This is a genomic window from Micromonospora ureilytica (assembly GCF_015751765.1).
In the GTDB taxonomy this organism is placed as follows: domain Bacteria; phylum Actinomycetota; class Actinomycetes; order Mycobacteriales; family Micromonosporaceae; genus Micromonospora; species Micromonospora ureilytica.
In genome coordinates, this window is record NZ_JADOTX010000001.1 from 4,319,708 (window position 1) to 4,334,607 (window position 14,900).

Consider the following 14,900-nt stretch of genomic DNA (forward strand, 5'->3'; position numbering starts at 1 on the left):
TTCATGATCCTCTCAGCGCTATCCCTCGGGGCACTATACGCGAGCGTCATAACCGATAGAGGCCGCCTCGGTCGGCGCCGAACCCGCCCGTTGACCTCCGGACACCGCGTCGATTTCCCCTCTTTCGCCCACCCCGCGCGGGCAGTCGCGCGACCGTTCTGGACCGTCGGCACGCGTCGCGCGGTGTGCTGCCTCGCGGGCCGCGCGTCAGGGCGCGAGACGTGCCGCGACACGCTCGACGAGATGGGGTCCAAGGGTCCGCGCGTAGGTCGCCGTCATGTGGTGCGCGTCGCGGTAGACGATGACGTTACCGATCACCAACGGACACTGGGTCTCGGTGCAGAACAGATCGGTCAGGTCGACCATCTGCACCTTGCCGTCGGTCCGCTTCGCGGCCTCCTCGAGGGCGTCCCCTGTGCCGAGCGAGCCCTTCCGGTCGACCGCGCACCGCGTCGGATCCCCGCCGTTGGCCGTGTCGTCCACCAGGCAGCCGAGGTCTGTCGCGCCGAGCGCCGGGTTGTCCACCACCACGACGATCCTGGTTCCCCGCTCCAGCACCGGACGCCACGCCTCGACGTACCTGCGGATCTGGCCGGCCGCCGCCTGGGGGTTGACGCTCATATTGCGCTTGCCGGTCACGATCACGAAGTCGTACTTCGGGCCGCCGCCGAGCCGCTCCATCATCGCCTGCCGTCGCGCATAGCACGAGTCGGACTGATCTGCCGCATCCACCTTCGCCCAGATGCAGCCACGGGCGACGTAGGTGTCGACCGCCCAGTTCCGGGAGTTGAGCTGACCCTCGATGGCGGGGATGAGCATGGCAGCGTGCGAGTCGCCCACGAGCGCGACACGGGTCGCGTCGGCCCGTTGCGAACCGACACGACACGACGTGAGCGTCGCGCCCGGCTCCTGGTCATAGCATCCGTAGGCGGAACCCGTGTCCTTCGTGAGCATCGACATCTCGGGGAACAACTCCTGGCCGAGGGCACCGTCCTCGCAACGCTGCGCCTCGACCATGGCGTTCGCACCGAGGCACGGCGTGCCCATGGCCATCAACTGTTCGAGACGCGACTTGTTCGCCTGACTGCTCTGTTCGAGCAGCTGGTTACCGGCGACGACCACGGACAGCACCAGCACCATCGACGTCGCGGCAGCCGCGTACTGCGGCCACAGCCGCCGCCCACCGCTGAACAGGCCGAACCGCACCGGGTCCTCGACGAGGCGCTTGGTCAGCGCGGCCAACACCACCACACCGGCGATGACGACGAGCTTCACCGGCCAGGTCATCTTGTCGCCGGTCGCCAGTTCGAAGATCACGATTGGCGGCCAGTGCCAGAGGTAGATGGAGTACGACCAGTCGCCGAGCTTCTGCACCGGCGTCGACGCCATCGGCCGCAGCGGAGACCAGCGCGGGCTGGGGGCGCCGGCCCAGATGGCGGCGAGCGTGCCGACGACGGGCAGCGCCGCGGCGTAGCCCGGGAACGGTGTCCCGGAATGGAGGACGAAGGCGGCGACGCCGATCAGGAGCAGCCCCAGCCAGGAGACCGCCGCCCGAGTACTGTCACTCGCCGACCGTCCGAGCCCCGGCAGGGTCGCCAGCATCGCGCCGGCCCCGAACTCCCATGCCCGGGTGGGCGTCACGAAGTAGGCCGCGGCGCTGTTCGCGGACGTCTCGTAGACGGAGTAGGCGAACGAGGCCACGAGGATCAGACCCAGCGTGACCCGGATCGCGCCGATCGGGTCCGTCCGCCGGACCCGGCGGGCGACCAGGACGGCGAGGACGATCAGGAGGGGCCAGACCAGGTAGAACTGCTCCTCCACGGACAGCGACCAGTAGTGCTGTACCGGCGACCGGACGTTCTCCGCGGCGAGGTAGTCCACGGCGTCGTGCGCCAGTTGCCAGTTCTCGACGTAGACCGTCGCTGCCGCGATCTCCCGGAGTATCTGTGGCCAGTAGAGCTGCGGCACCCAGATGAAGACGGCCCCCGCGGTGGCGACGAGCACGAGCAGAGAGGCCGGCAGCAGACGCCGGATCCGGCGCGCCCAGAAGGTACGGAGGCGGACCGAGCCGTTCTTCTCCACCTCCCGTACGAGGTGGGCGGTGATGAGGAAACCACTGATCGCGAAGAAGACGTCGACGCCGACGTATCCGCCCGGGATCCGGTGCGGCCAGAAGTGGAACAGCAGCACCAGCAGCACCGCGAGCGCCCGCAATGCCTGGATCTCCGGTCGCAGAAGCCCACTAGCGGTCTGCTTCGAATCCGTCACTGTGCCTCACCGCGTCGGTAGGGGTAAGGGTGGCGTGCAGCGGCCACACCGCCACGGGTGGTGGCGACGGCGAGGGTATACGGTTGTTGGGCCGTTCCTCTATCCGGGGATCGTCGGTCCGATGTGCGTCCCCTTCGGACACACTGTCCCCGACCGTGGTCAGACGCGTCCCGTGGGCAGCCAGAGCGACACCGTGACCCCGGTGAGCTGAACCACCCGGGCCTGCTCGAAGCCGGCCAAATGCGGCTTCAGTGACGGATGCAGGTCAACCTGGGTCGGCCCGCTGATCAGCCACAGCCGCTTGGCGGAGCTGAGGCACTCCCCGTTTCGGCAGGTCTGGGCGTACGTTGGGACGCCGCCGGGCCAAGCCGTGAAGACGGTGTCCAGTCTCGGACCTGCGGTCCGACGCAGGTAGTAGTTCACGCCGTCCTGTAGTCGGCTGGCGTATGCGGCATGGATTCCGAGCGCGTCGCCGACGGTGGCGTCCGTCGCGAGGACCGCGACCGCGCCCCGCAGATCTGGCTCGCCCGGCACGACGTTGCCTCGGTTCTCCACGTGCGTCGGCAGCGCGAAAGCGGCACACAGCAAGACCAGCATCACCGGCACCACGCGTCGCCGCCAGGGCGCCGTCGCCGCGCCGGGCGCTGCTGACGTCGCCGTATCGGACGCTGGCTGCACGTGCCGGGTCACGGCCACGACGGCCAGCAGGCACCATGCCGGCAGGGTGAACAGCACGTACCGGTGGATGAGTAGCGCCGCCACCGGCGAGATGAGGAGCAGCACGTAGAACGGCGCGACGGCCCAGGTGCCGAGCAGAGCACCGCGACGGCCGAGCGTCACTGCGCCAAGAAGGGCCAGCCCGACGATCAGCGCACTGACCGTGACGCTGCCCGTCACCCGCACGATCTCGTTGCCGGTGCTCTCCCAGGTGGCCTCCGGGATCCACGACACCTGTTGGGCCTGCTCAGACCCCTTCCAGGCGAGGGGAAGAACGGGGATGACACCTGCGGTCGCCCCCAGGAACCAGCGCACGATGACCTTCTTTTGGCGAAGGCTCAGCACGTACACCAGGTGCGCCGGCAACAACAGCAACGCGACCATGTGCAACAACCCGGCCGCGGCCACCACGAGGGCGTACGCGAGCCACCGCAACCACGTCGGCCGCTCCGTCGCGCGCAGCAGCAGCAGGGTCGCCAGCGCCACCGCCGCGGCGGCGAGAGCGTAGGGGCGCGTCTCCTGGGCGTACCGGGAGATGGTTGGCATCACGGCGACGAGCAGACCGGCGAGCAGTCCAGTCGTCGGGTCGAACAGCTTCCGGCCGATGACGGCGGCCAGCGAGGCGGTGAGCGCCACCGCGAGAACGGACGGCATCCGCAGGGACGCCTCCGATTCGCCGAACACGGCGATCCACCCGTGCATCAGAAGGTAGTAGGGGGCGATGACCGCGTCGGTCACCTCCACCAGGCCCCGCAGCCCCTCCAGGGACTTCGTTGACGCCGCCCACGTGGCGATCTCGTCACGCCAGAGCTGCCGGCGGTCGACACCGTAGAGCGCGATGAGGAACGCGGCGAGGGCGGGCACGATCGGCACCATCCAGCGCGCCACCTGATCCTGCCGGGCAGCGGGACGGCGTGCTTCCGCGCGTACCGGGTCTGCGGCGGTCACCTCCGGCGAACTGGCGAGGGGGGCCAACTCGACCATGCGTCCGGGTCCTTCGGATCGGGCTTGCCGGCACGGCGGGCGCCGTCCGGGGTGTGGCTCGCAGCTGCGTAGCCTAGACGCCCTCGGACGGGATCAGCCACGGGGTGCCGCTGGTCGACCCAGGCCGACCAGGGGGCGCGTTGACGGAGTCACAGCGATCCGAGCTGGTCGCGGTGGCGGGGATCCGCGGTGCGGTCAGTTCGGGTTTCCGGCGTGGGTCAACGTCTCCCAGGCGTAGAAGTAGGCGGGCGGTCCGGCCGGTCGGTCCGCCTCCACCACCCGCCTGGTGTTCGGCAGGTCGAGCTTCATCCTGGTGGTGTAGTGGTTCAGGGCGATCTCGGGCGAGGGCGCCAACCCCGTCACGAGCCGACCGCCGCACAGCCAGGGCGGCACCGACTTGCCCAGCTCGAACCCGGTGTGGAACTCCAAAGCACGGGTCAACCGCTCGCGCGCCTCGGCATACAGGTCGCGGCCCTGGATCCACGCCGTCTCGGCGACGTGGGCCGCCGCCGCGAGACCCCAACCGGTGTGCAGGAAGTCTCGGCAAGTCTCCTGTGCGAGCCCGTCGACGAGCGGGGTCTGCCCGCCCCAGTAGTCGGTGAGCTGCGACTTCGTGAAGGCATCACCGGGCGGCGCGTACGGCATGGGTCCGTCGCCACTCAGATAGACATACGCCCGCAGGCGCAGCCGCCACTTTTCAGTCGCCTTGAGGAACGAGGCGCGATCGTCGAGGAAGACCGAGATGCCGACCGCAGCATCGAGCATGATCAGCTCCCAGTTCCCCGCCCTGGTGCCGTTGGTGCCGGCGAGCACGGCCGGCAGGTAGACCGTCCGGAGCATCCGTTGGGCGCGGGCCAACGATGCCGGATCCCAGCCGGTGTAGGTGTGCTTGATCAGCTCTGCGGTTCGTGCGAACGTCGCCCCAGCCCAACCCGCCTGCAGCGGCGCGTTGGAGTTGGTGTGCTTCTTGAGCACGCCCGACCAGGCGTCCACGATGTCGATGGCCTTCTCCGCGTACCTGCGGTCACGGGTGAAGCACCACATCAACGCATGCGTGTACGCGGCCACCGCGTCCTCGGCCTCTGCTGTGCATCCGGCGTCCGGCTGGGAGTAGAAGCCACAGTCCACCGTGGACATGGGTCGCGGGCGCCAGGACAGCTCGGCGTACTGGCTGCGCTGCATGGCGAGCCAGGCCGATCGCCAGGGCTCCTCGCCAGCCCTGACCTTGCGGCTCACGAAGTTCAACTGCTCGCTGCTCACCAACACACCAGGATGGACGAACCCGCTGCGGGGATCGCGCGACTCGGTCAACGGTGGCGCCGGCGGAATGGGATCGACGAGCCAGGCGGCTCGCGCCGCCTCGCTCTCCGGCTCGTCGGCCGAGAAGGCCAGGAGACCACCGCTGACGGCCAGGAGGCCGAGGCCCATCAGTGCCGCCAGCACGCCGCGCCTACCGGCCCATGCCATCCCGTCTCCCCGACAAGCTGCCTACCCGGATGCTCCGGACTCCCGAGATCAGTACATGTCATCGACCGATTGCTTCGCCACCCGTCACTGACAACCGGACAAGCCCGGTCTCAGTCTGTGGACGGCGGCAGCACCTTGGCGACCAGTTTGGCCAACTCGCGCAACGCCTTGCCCCGGTGGCTGATGGCGTCCTTCTCCGCCGGGGTCAGCTCGGCGTTGGTCCGGTCCTGCCCGTCGCCCAGGAAGATCGGGTCGTAGCCGAACCCGCCGTCACCGCGCGGCGCGCGCAGCACCCGCCCGGGCTGCCGGCCGTCGACGAGGTGCTCCTTGCCTCCGGGCAGCACCAACGCCACAGTGCAGACGAACGAGGCCGCCCGCTGCTCGTCCGGCACGTCGGCGATCTGATCCAGCACCAGCTGAAGGTTGGCCCCGTCGTTGCCGTGCTGGCCGGACCAGCGGGCGCTGAACACCCCAGGCATCCCGTTGAGCGCGTCGACCGCGAGCCCGGAGTCGTCGGCTATGGTCGGCAACCCGCTCTGCCGGCAGCCCTCCCGCGCCTTGATCAGCGCGTTCTCGCCGAAGGTCAGGCCGGTCTCCGGCAGCTCGGCGTACTGCTCGACGTCGTCCAGCCCGAGCAGGGCGATCCGGTGCGCGCCGAGCGCGCCGTCCAGGATCCGCTGCAGCTCAACCAGCTTCTTCCGATTACGGGTGGCAAGCAGGACCCTGTTCATGCTAAAACACCTTTGTTCGCGACTGCGGGGCTCGCAAGCTCACTCCTCGCGCTCACCGCGACACCTTTGTTCGCGACTGCGGGGCTCGCAAGCTCACTCCTCGCGCTCACGAGGCGAGAGCCTTTCGCTGGGCTTCGGCCAACTCGGCGCAGCCGGCGACGGCCAGGTCGAGCAGGGCGTCGAGCTGGTCGCGGGCGAACACGCCCGCCTCGCCGGTGCCCTGCACCTCGACGAAGTCGCCCGCGCCGGTGCACACCACGTTCATGTCCACCTCGGCGGCGACGTCCTCCTCGTAGCAGAGGTCGAGCCGGGCCTCCCCCGCGATGATCCCCACGCTGACCGCGGCCACCGAACGGTGCATCACCTTCTCCGGCTTGCCGGCCAACGCCTTCCGGGCGGCGAGCCAGCCCACCGCGTCGTGCAACGCGACGTACGCGCCGGTGATCGCTGCCGTGCGGGTGCCGCCGTCGGCCTGGAGCACGTCGCAGTCGAGGACGACCGAGTTCTCGCCGAGCGCCTTGAGGTCGATGCTGGCCCGCAGGCTGCGGCCGATCAGCCGGGAGATCTCGTGGGTGCGGCCACCGACCCGGCCCTTGACGCTCTCCCGGTCGGAGCGGGTGTTGGTGGCCCGGGGCAGCATCGCGTACTCGGCGGTCACCCAGCCGAGCCCGGAGCCCTTGCGCCAGCGGGGCACCCCCTCGGTGACGCTCGCCGTGCAGAGCACCCGGGTGCCGCCGAACTCGACGAGCACCGAGCCCTCCGGATGGGTGCTCCAGGCACGGGTCAGGGTCACCGGTCGAAGTTGAGAGGGCCCTCGCCCGTCAGGTCGCGCCATGCCTGCACCCTATGCGGTGCGGCGATCCACCTCGCTCGGGGTGCCCCGGAGAACGTCCGCGTCGTGCACACCGAGGAACCCGGCGACCGCGGCCGGCCAGCCGAACTCCTCGGCCCGTGCCCGGGCGGCCCGCCGCCGCCCCGCCTCCGGCCGGGCCGTCAGGCGGGTCACCGCCGCCGCCATCGACACCCCCGAGCCGTACGCCGCCAGGCCGGCCGCGCCGACCACCTCGGGCAGCGCGCTGGCCGCGTTGACCACCACCGGAGTGCCGCAGGCCAGCGCCTCCAGGCCGGCGAGACCGAAGGTCTCCACCGGGCCCGGCGCCAGCACCACGTCCGCGCTGGCCAGCAACGCTGCCACCGCGGCGCGGTCTGGCAGGAAGCCGGTGAACGTGACAGGCAACCCCGCCGCCCGTCGGGCCAGCGCGCCGCGTAGCGGGCCGTCGCCGGCCAACACCAGCACCGCCGGTACGCCCGCCCGGCGCAGTTCGGCGAGGGTCTGCACGGCCAACTCCGGTCGTTTCTCCGGGGAGAGCCGCGCGCAGTGCACCAACAGCAACTCGGTGGAGTCGGCGTACCGCTCGCGGACCCGCGGGTCGGCCCGCTGCGGGGAGAAGGTGTCCAGGTCCACCCCGAGCGGCACGAGGTCCACGTTGTCGGCGCCGATCCGGTCGAACTCCTCGGCAGCCCATCGGGTCGTGCAGACGATCCGGTCGTACGCCCGACTGGTGGCCCGGTTGAGGCGGTCGGCGGTCGGGCGGCGCAGCGGGTCCGGCACGCCCCACTGGCCGAGCAGCCCGGTCAGCGACTCGTGCGACACCATCACCGACGGCACCCCGCGCGTCCGCGCCCACCGGCCCGTCCAGCGCAGCGACGACCGGTCGGAGACCTCCAACCGGTCCGGTGCCAGGTCGGCGAGGAGTCGGGCCAACCGGCGTCGGCCGGCCAGCAGCCGGTAGCCGCCACTGCCCGGCAGTTGCGGCCCGGGCACTGTGACCACCCGTCCCCACGGGTACGTCTCGTCGGCGGCCCGCTGCCCGGGTATCACCAGCACCGGATCGTGCCCGGCCGCCCGGTAGCCCGCACCGAGATGCCGCAGCGCCGTCCGCAGGCCGCCGGAGCGTTCCGTGACGAAGTTGGCGAGCCGCACGATCCGCAGCCCGCCGGCGGTACCGGTCACGACGCGGCCGGCAGGCCGACGGTGGCGGCAACTGCGCGTACCGCGTGGTAGTGCCCGATCAACTCGTCGCCGACGGCCCCCCAGCTGCGGCGACTGACCGCGACCCGGGCGGCCAGCCCGTAGGCCCGCCGCCGGTCGGCGTCGCCGGTCAGTTCGGCCACCGCCGCGGCGAGCGCGTCGCCGTCGTTCGGCGGCACCAGTAGCCCGGTCACGCCGTGGTCGACGAGGTCGACCGGGCCGCCGCTGGCCGGCGCCACGACCGGCACCCCGGAGGCCAGCGCCTCCTGGATGGTCTGGCCGAAGGTCTCGTGCGGTCCGGTGTGCACGAACAGGTCCAGGCTGGCGTAGAGCCGCGCCAGTTCCTCGCCCTGCTGCACGCCCAGGAAGGTCACCCCGGGCAGGTCCCGCGCCAACTGGCGGCGGGTCGGACCGTCGCCGGCCACCACCACCCGTACGCCGGGAAGTCGGGACGTCGCCGCCAGCAACTCCACCCGCTTCTCCGGCGCGAGCCGACCGACGTAGCCGACCAGCAGCTCACCGCCGGGCGCCAGCCGGTCCCGCAGCGCCGCGCACCGCTTGGTCGGATCGAAGCGAACGGCGTCCACGCCGCGCCGCCACAGCCAGATCCGCTGCACTCCGTTGGCGATCAGGTCGGCGGCGGCCCGGGTCGAGGGGGCGAGGGTGCGCTGCGCCGAATTGTGGATCTCGCGGATCCGGCGCCAGGCCGCCGCCTCGCCCCAACTCACCCGGTACGCCCGGGCGTACGCCGCCACATCGGTCTGGTAGACGGCCACCGTGGGCAGCCCGTGCCGGCTGGCCAGCGTGGCCGCCCGAGCACCCAGGACGAACGGACTGGCCAGGTGGACCACGTCCGGCTCGGCCGACAGCAGCGCCCCGGTCAGTCGGGCGTTGGTCGGCAGGCCCAGCCGGAAACCCTGGTAGCGGGGCAGCGGCACGCTCGGAATGCGCACCACCGGGTACGGCAGCCGCTCGATGCCCTGCCGACCGCCGGGCGGGGAGGGCGCGATGACCACCGGCTCATGGCCCCGGTCGAGCAGGTGCTCCGCCGTCCGCACCACGGAGTGCGCGACGCCGTTCACATCCGGTGGGAACGACTCGGTCACGATGGCGATCCGCATGCCCACACCGTGCGGGTGCCACTGGTGCGCCAGACGACGGTCCGCTGACCGGCCGGCGAACAGTACGGCACAACACCGCGGTCCGGCCCCGCGAACCGGACGCGTCGCGTCAGACGTCGTAGCTGGCGCCGGGCCGGACCACCTCGAGCGGGCCGGTGTACGCGGAGGCGGCCGACTCCAGCGTGTGCGCCTCGCTGCCCCAGGCGGGCACCAGGTGGGTGAGCAGCAGTCGGCCCACCGCGGCCTTGGTCGCCGCCTCGCCGGCCTCCCGACCGGTCAGGTGCAGATCCGGCGGATTGTCCATGCCGTCGAGGTAACTGGCCTCGCAGAGGAACACGTCGGCGTTCTGGGCCAGCCGCAGCAGCGCCTCACAGGGCGCGGTGTCCGACGAGTAGCACAGCGAACGGCCGTCGTGTTCCAGCCGCACGCCGTACGTCTCGACGGGGTGGTTGACCCGGTCGACGGTGATCGTGAACGGGCCGATCGGGAAGGTGCCCGGCTGGAGCGCGTAGAACTGGTACACGTCCTCCACCGAGCCGTCGTCGCCGTACGCGGCGCTGAGCCGGTCCGGCGCACCGGCGGGCGCGTACACCGGCAGCGCCGGGTAGGGGCCGTCCGGGGCGTACCGGCGCACCACCACGTACAGCACGGCGTCGAACATGTGGTCGCAGTGCAGGTGGGTCAGCAGGATCGCGTCCGGGGCGTGCAACCCCGCGTACCGCTGGAGGCTGGACAGCGACCCCGAGCCGAAGTCGACCAGGAGCCGGAAGCCGTCGGCCTCGACGAGGTAGGCCGAGCAGGGCGACTCGGGGCCAGGGAAGCTGCCGGCACTTCCCAGAACGGTCAGTCGCATCGAGTGGTCTCGCTGTCACTATCAGTAGCATCCGTGCCGGCGATGGTCCCGGCCATGATCTCTACCGACGCGTACGCCACGCTGCGCAGCCTACGCTGGCGCGCCCGGCAGCAAGAATCATCCAACGGAAGTTGTCACGAACGTGACACCTGCTCGCGGTACGCCGGGCAGCGAGCGGGCCGTCGACGAATGTCGACGGCCCGTAGTCGGGAGACCAGATCGGTCAGGCCCAGAGCTGCCCCTCCAGAGCGTCCTCGGCATCGGCGAGCGTGCCGCCGTACGCGCCGGTGGACAGGTACTTCCATCCGCCGTCGCAGACCACGAAGGCCACGTCGGCCCGCCGGCCGTCGCGAACCGCCTCATGCGCCACAGCGAGCGCAGCGTGCAGGATGGCACCTGTGGAGAACCCGGCGAAGATGCCCTCCACCTCCACCAGCTGGCGGGTACGCAACACCGCGTCCCGGGTGCCGACCGAGAACCGCCGGGAGAGCACCGAGGCGTCGTAGAGCTCCGGCACGTACCCCTCGTCGATGTTGCGCAGGCCGTAGACCACCTCGCCGTAGCGCGGCTCGGCGGCCACGACCTGAATGCCCTCGACCTTTTCCCGCAGGTAACGCCCGGTGCCCATCAGGGTGCCGGTGGTGCCGAGCCCGGCCACGAAGTGCGTGATGTTGGGCAGGTCCTGCAGCAGCTCCGGCCCGGTCGTCTCGTAGTGCGCCCGCGCGTTGGCCTCGTTGCCGTACTGGTAGAGCATCACCCAGTCGGGGTGCTCGGCGGCGATCTGCTTGGCCGTGGCGACCGCCTGGTTGGAACCACCCGCCGCCGGCGAGAAGATGATCTCGGCCCCGTACATCCGGAGCATCTGGACCCGCTCGGTGGAGACGTTCTCGGGCATCACACAGACCAGCCGGTAGCCGCGCAGCTTGGCCACCATCGCCAACGAGATGCCGGTGTTGCCACTCGTCGGTTCGAGGATGGTGTCACCCGCGCGGAGCCGGCCAGCCTCCTCCGCCGCCCGGACCATGAACAGCGCCGCGCGGTCCTTGATGCTGCCGGTGGGGTTTCGGTCCTCCAGCTTGGCCCAGAGCCGCACCGGAGGGGCTCCCTCGGGCACCGTCGGGGAGAGTCGGGGCAGGCCGACCAGCGGCGTGCCCCCGCAGGCGTCGAGCAGGCTGTCGTACCGCGCCATGGCGGCCGACCTCAGCGAGCCGCGACGGCGTCGCCGGCCACCACGGCGGCGGCGCTGTGTGAGCTGATCGCCGCTGCCGCGGCGCTGTGCGAGCTGATCGCCGCTGCCGCGGCGAAGCCGAACGCGCCGCCGGCCACGGCCGGCAGGATGGTGACGCTGTCGCCGTCGGAGAGCTTCGCGTCCAGCGCGCCGAGGAAGCGGACGTCCTCGTCGTTGACGTAGACGTTGACGAAGCGGTGCAGCGTGCCCGCGTCGGTGATCAGCCGGCCGCGCAGACCGCCGTGCCGGGAATCCAGGTCGGTGAGCAGATCGGCGAGCGTGTCGCCGGCGCCGTCGACGACCTTGGCGCCGCCGGTGTAGTTGCGCAGGATGGTGGGGATGCGAACCTCAATAGCCATGATGTCGAACTCCTCGATCGGGTGTGCCTACGGTGACGGGACGAGACGAGCTGCGGCGCTGACAGGTCAGCGGCCGGAACACTCGTAATCGACAGTCGCCGGGCTCTGCCCGAACATGTAGGACTGGACGGCGTGCGGGTCGACGCCGGCCTCGACGACACGGACCGGCTCCTCGGTGACCACGCCGTCGACGATCCGGAACGAGCGGATCTCCTCCGAGTCGGGCTCACGGGTCGAGACGAGCAGGTAGTGCGCCCCCGGCTCACCGGCGAAGGAGACGTCCGTCCGTGACGGGTACGCCTCGGTGGCGGTGTGCGAGTGGTAGATGACGACGGGCTCCTCGTCCCGGTCGTCCATCTCCCGCCACACGCGCAGGTGCTCCATCGAGTCGAACTCGTAGAAGGTCATCGACCGCGCGGCATTGTCCATCGGGATGTGCCGGGTCGGGGTGTCGCTGCCGACGGGACCGGCGACCACGCCGCACGCCTCATCGGGGTGATCCCGGCGCGCGTGGGCGACGATCGCGTCGATGATCGACCGGTCGATGCTCAGCACGTGCACCAGCCTAACGCCTGCCGAGCACGTGCCGAAGTGGTGCCGGTCACCCCTAGTCGATCAAGGCGTTGAGCAGCGACTCCTGTAGATACCCGAGATAGGCGTAGACCGACAGCTGGAACACCCGGCTGGAACCCGGGTCCTCGGCGACCGCGTCGTCCAGCTCCTCGCCCAGATCCGTGCCGTCCTTGATCTCCAGGCGGACACCCATCGCGAGCCGGGCGTCGTTCAGCGCCCGCAACCACGCCTCGGCGGCCTCGGCGTCCAGCCGCACCTCGCCGCCGGCGTCGTCCGGCAGCGCGGCCAGGATCGCCCCGGCCTGATCGATCTTCGAGGTCTTCAGGTCGCCCTCGGTGTAGCGGCGAAACTCGGCGGTGCCCGGAGCATCCTGCGGGTAGACCGCCGGAAAGAGCCGACCGACGACCGGGTCGGTGTGGTCGAAGCCATCGGTGAGCAGACCCACCACCTCGGAGGCGACCTTGCGCAGCACGCGCACCTCGTCGACGGCGAAGACGGCGACGTAGTGGCCGGCCTGGCGCCGGAACATGCTCATGATCTGTCCACCGTCGCCCACAGCCCGTACGCGTGCAGCTGCGACGCGTCGTGCTCCATCCGCTCCCGGGCGCCTGTGGAAACCACGGCACGGCCCTTGTGGTGCACGTCCAGCATCAGCTGTTCGGCCCTCTCCCGGCTGTAGCCGAAAAGCTTCTGAAAAACCCAGGTCACGTACGTCATCAGGTTGACCGGGTCGTCCCACACGATGGTCACCCACTGCCGGTCGGACGCCGGCACCTCGTCAGTGTCCGGCGTCTCGACCGGTACAACCTGCGGAGCCGCCATGCCCCCCATCGTGCCACCGGTTTCCCGGAACCGAGGAACCGGAACGCCGGCCCGGCGCGGATCGCCCACCCCGGGCACTCCCGACCCGCCCCGCACGCCATCGGAGCCGGGGTCCGGCCCGGACCCGCACCAACCGGTGGGCGCGCCGTCAGGCGAGCAGGATGCCGTGATCGACTGCATCGGAGAGCACCACGCCCAGCGAGAGGCGGATCACCTCGAACCGTCGGGAGATCTCCCTGGACAACCCCAGCTCGACCTCGCGTACCGCCCGCTGGGACCAGGCCCGCGCCGCGCTGTGGTCGGCGTTGCCGGGGGCACGCCACTGCTGCCAACACCCGCCGGAGAGCGCCACCGCGACCGGTGGGAGCACCTCGTCACGGGACGCCGACGGATAGCTGGCGGCAGCGTCGATCGCTTCCGCGCCGGTCAGCTCGGCCACGCCGGCCGTGCTGGTGATCAAGAGCACCTTGTCCAATTCGTGGCCGGGTCGGTGATCGGCCAGGCCGTACTGCACGGCAGCGGCGATGCGGCGGCGCACGCCCTCGGCCGGCGGCGCGCCCAGCACCCGGGACGCGACGTCGGTCACGATGCCGCGCACCGCCTGATCGCACTGCGCGGTCGCCAACAACGACAACGCCGCCATCTCCCGGTCGAGGAGATCCGGGAGGCCGGCACAGCCGACTCCGAACACGATCTCCTGAACGGCCCGCAGGTGGATGTTCGCCAACTCCAGGGCGAGATGCTGGCGGATCCGTTGAGCACACGAGCGGGCGTGGCGGTCGAGCCGTTCGGACCAGTCACCCGGATCGGCGACCACCGCGACGCGGCCCTGCTGGCCAGGCAGGACCGGTGGGTCGACGCTGGCCCGCTGCAACCCCTCACGCGACGCCCAACCCACCAGCGCCCGCCGCAGGTCGGCGGCGGTGTCGGCGTCGTCGACCGGGAACCACCGCGCGCCGGCCAGCGCCGGCACCGCGGCCAGGAGCGCCGCCCGATGTGCCTCCACCGTCACCGCGACCGCATCCACCTCGGTCTCCGCACCCCCGACCGGCGGGACGGACGCCCCCGCGCCCTCCGTAGTCGCCGCGCCGTCGGCCAGCGGAGCCCAACCCGCCGCGCCGGGGGTGACCGCGAAGACGACCTCCACCGAGGTCGGGGCGACTTCGGCGAGCAGGTTCAACTCGGCGGCGGTGAAAGCCTGGTCGGCGGCGATCACGAAGAGCAGCGCGCCGGCCCGGCCCGCCGCCTCCAGCAGCACCCGGGTGCCGGACACGCCAAGTGTGGCGGTGTCCGGAACGTCGATCAGGGTGAAGTGCCGCAGCAGTGGCTCGGGCACGCTCAGCTCGACACGCCGGGGCGGGCGGGCCAACGCCGGACCAGCGGCGTCCCGGTCCGCGCCGTACGAGTGCGGCAGGCGGTAACCGGGCACGAACGCCGCCCGGGTGGGCACCTTGGCGTTGCGCACCACCAACCAGCTACCGGCCGGCACGGTGAGCATGACCGGGTCGAGCCCGAGCAGGGTGGCGAGCACGGCACGCCGCTCGGCGCCGGCCGGGCCGACGGCGACCACACCGAGCGGCTCGTCCGGGGCGGGACCGGCCGCGCCGACCCGGGTGGGGAGCGGACCGCAGACGGGTAGGTCGGTCGGGCCGGTCATGTCGTCCGGCGAGTCGACCGAGGGGAGAGGGCCCTGCTTCATCAGGTGCCTCCCGTTGCAGGTGACCGAAGGTCCGGTCGCGAAAATC

At 71.2% G+C, this 14,900-nt stretch carries 14 protein-coding genes; all 14 read right to left on the minus strand.

The annotated features are described in order from the left end of the window. Nucleotides 1–207: 207 nt before the first annotated feature. Nucleotides 208–2,268: an acyltransferase family protein gene (locus IW248_RS19435; protein WP_196928131.1), complete on the minus strand. Its 2,061-nt coding sequence runs from the start codon at nucleotides 2,266–2,268 to the stop codon at nucleotides 208–210. 159 nt (nucleotides 2,269–2,427) lie between these two features. Then, a complete protein-coding gene (locus IW248_RS19440) occupies nucleotides 2,428–3,969 on the minus strand; it encodes a glycosyltransferase family 39 protein (protein WP_196928132.1) in 1,542 nt (513 codons plus the stop codon). Between the two features lie 195 nt (nucleotides 3,970–4,164). Then, complete coding sequence (locus IW248_RS19445) at nucleotides 4,165–5,436, minus strand: alginate lyase family protein (RefSeq protein WP_231396357.1); 1,272 nt, start codon at nucleotides 5,434–5,436, stop codon at nucleotides 4,165–4,167. Nucleotides 5,437–5,546: 110 nt separating this feature from the next. Then, nucleotides 5,547–6,167 carry an RdgB/HAM1 family non-canonical purine NTP pyrophosphatase gene (gene rdgB / locus IW248_RS19450; RefSeq protein WP_196928133.1) on the minus strand — a complete coding sequence of 207 codons (621 nt, stop codon included), beginning with the start codon at nucleotides 6,165–6,167 and terminating at the stop codon, nucleotides 5,547–5,549. 106 nt (nucleotides 6,168–6,273) lie between these two features. Continuing rightward, the gene (gene rph, locus IW248_RS19455) at nucleotides 6,274–7,002 is read right to left on the minus strand and encodes a ribonuclease PH (RefSeq protein ID WP_124820624.1); all 729 of its coding nucleotides are present in this window, start codon (nucleotides 7,000–7,002) and stop codon (nucleotides 6,274–6,276) included. Nucleotides 7,003–7,011: 9 nt separating this feature from the next. Further along, complete coding sequence (locus IW248_RS19460; protein ID WP_307788080.1) at nucleotides 7,012–8,181, minus strand: glycosyltransferase; 1,170 nt, start codon at nucleotides 8,179–8,181, stop codon at nucleotides 7,012–7,014. After that, nucleotides 8,178–9,320, minus strand: coding sequence for a glycosyltransferase family 4 protein (locus IW248_RS19465; protein ID WP_196928134.1), 1,143 nt, complete (start codon nucleotides 9,318–9,320; stop codon nucleotides 8,178–8,180). Before IW248_RS19465 ends, IW248_RS19460 begins: the two co-directional genes overlap by 4 nt. A gap of 109 nt (nucleotides 9,321–9,429) precedes the next feature. Continuing rightward, complete coding sequence (locus IW248_RS19470) at nucleotides 9,430–10,173, minus strand: MBL fold metallo-hydrolase (RefSeq protein ID WP_124820627.1); 744 nt, start codon at nucleotides 10,171–10,173, stop codon at nucleotides 9,430–9,432. A gap of 223 nt (nucleotides 10,174–10,396) precedes the next feature. Next, nucleotides 10,397–11,362, minus strand: a complete 966-nt coding sequence (locus tag IW248_RS19475; RefSeq protein WP_196928135.1) for a PLP-dependent cysteine synthase family protein — start codon at nucleotides 11,360–11,362, stop codon at nucleotides 10,397–10,399. Between the two features lie 11 nt (nucleotides 11,363–11,373). Continuing rightward, nucleotides 11,374–11,760: a MoaD/ThiS family protein gene (locus IW248_RS19480; protein ID WP_196928136.1), complete on the minus strand. Its 387-nt coding sequence runs from the start codon at nucleotides 11,758–11,760 to the stop codon at nucleotides 11,374–11,376. A gap of 66 nt (nucleotides 11,761–11,826) precedes the next feature. Continuing rightward, nucleotides 11,827–12,315, minus strand: a complete 489-nt coding sequence (locus IW248_RS19485) for a M67 family metallopeptidase (RefSeq protein WP_030487200.1) — start codon at nucleotides 12,313–12,315, stop codon at nucleotides 11,827–11,829. 52 nt (nucleotides 12,316–12,367) lie between these two features. Further along, on the minus strand, nucleotides 12,368–12,868 hold the full coding sequence (locus IW248_RS19490) for a DUF2017 domain-containing protein (RefSeq protein ID WP_124820631.1): 501 nt from the start codon (nucleotides 12,866–12,868) through the stop codon (nucleotides 12,368–12,370). Continuing rightward, nucleotides 12,865–13,155 (minus strand): ATP-dependent Clp protease adapter ClpS, encoded by a 291-nt coding sequence (clpS, locus tag IW248_RS19495; protein WP_030331276.1) that lies wholly within the window; start codon nucleotides 13,153–13,155, stop codon nucleotides 12,865–12,867. Before clpS ends, IW248_RS19490 begins: the two co-directional genes overlap by 4 nt. 148 nt (nucleotides 13,156–13,303) lie before the next feature. Continuing rightward, nucleotides 13,304–14,854: a P-loop NTPase family protein gene (locus IW248_RS19500; protein WP_124820632.1), complete on the minus strand. Its 1,551-nt coding sequence runs from the start codon at nucleotides 14,852–14,854 to the stop codon at nucleotides 13,304–13,306. Nucleotides 14,855–14,900 lie beyond the last annotated feature (46 nt).

Excerpts from the sequence above, each read along its gene's own strand:
- rph (WP_124820624.1), bottom strand. The coding sequence starts at position 7,002 with ATGGCGCGACCTGACGGGCGAGGGCCCTCTCAACTTCGACCGGTGACC.
- clpS (WP_030331276.1), bottom strand. The coding sequence starts at position 13,155 with ATGGCGGCTCCGCAGGTTGTACCGGTCGAGACGCCGGACACTGACGAG.
- IW248_RS19445 (WP_231396357.1), bottom strand. The coding sequence starts at position 5,436 with ATGGCATGGGCCGGTAGGCGCGGCGTGCTGGCGGCACTGATGGGCCTC.
- IW248_RS19490 (WP_124820631.1), bottom strand. The coding sequence starts at position 12,868 with ATGAGCATGTTCCGGCGCCAGGCCGGCCACTACGTCGCCGTCTTCGCC.
- IW248_RS19480 (WP_196928136.1), bottom strand. The coding sequence starts at position 11,760 with ATGGCTATTGAGGTTCGCATCCCCACCATCCTGCGCAACTACACCGGC.
- IW248_RS19440 (WP_196928132.1), bottom strand. The coding sequence starts at position 3,969 with ATGGTCGAGTTGGCCCCCCTCGCCAGTTCGCCGGAGGTGACCGCCGCA.
- IW248_RS19470 (WP_124820627.1), bottom strand. The coding sequence starts at position 10,173 with ATGCGACTGACCGTTCTGGGAAGTGCCGGCAGCTTCCCTGGCCCCGAG.
- IW248_RS19465 (WP_196928134.1), bottom strand. The coding sequence starts at position 9,320 with ATGCGGATCGCCATCGTGACCGAGTCGTTCCCACCGGATGTGAACGGC.
- rdgB (WP_196928133.1), bottom strand. The coding sequence starts at position 6,167 with ATGAACAGGGTCCTGCTTGCCACCCGTAATCGGAAGAAGCTGGTTGAG.
- IW248_RS19500 (WP_124820632.1), bottom strand. The coding sequence starts at position 14,854 with ATGAAGCAGGGCCCTCTCCCCTCGGTCGACTCGCCGGACGACATGACC.
- IW248_RS19475 (WP_196928135.1), bottom strand. The coding sequence starts at position 11,362 with ATGGCGCGGTACGACAGCCTGCTCGACGCCTGCGGGGGCACGCCGCTG.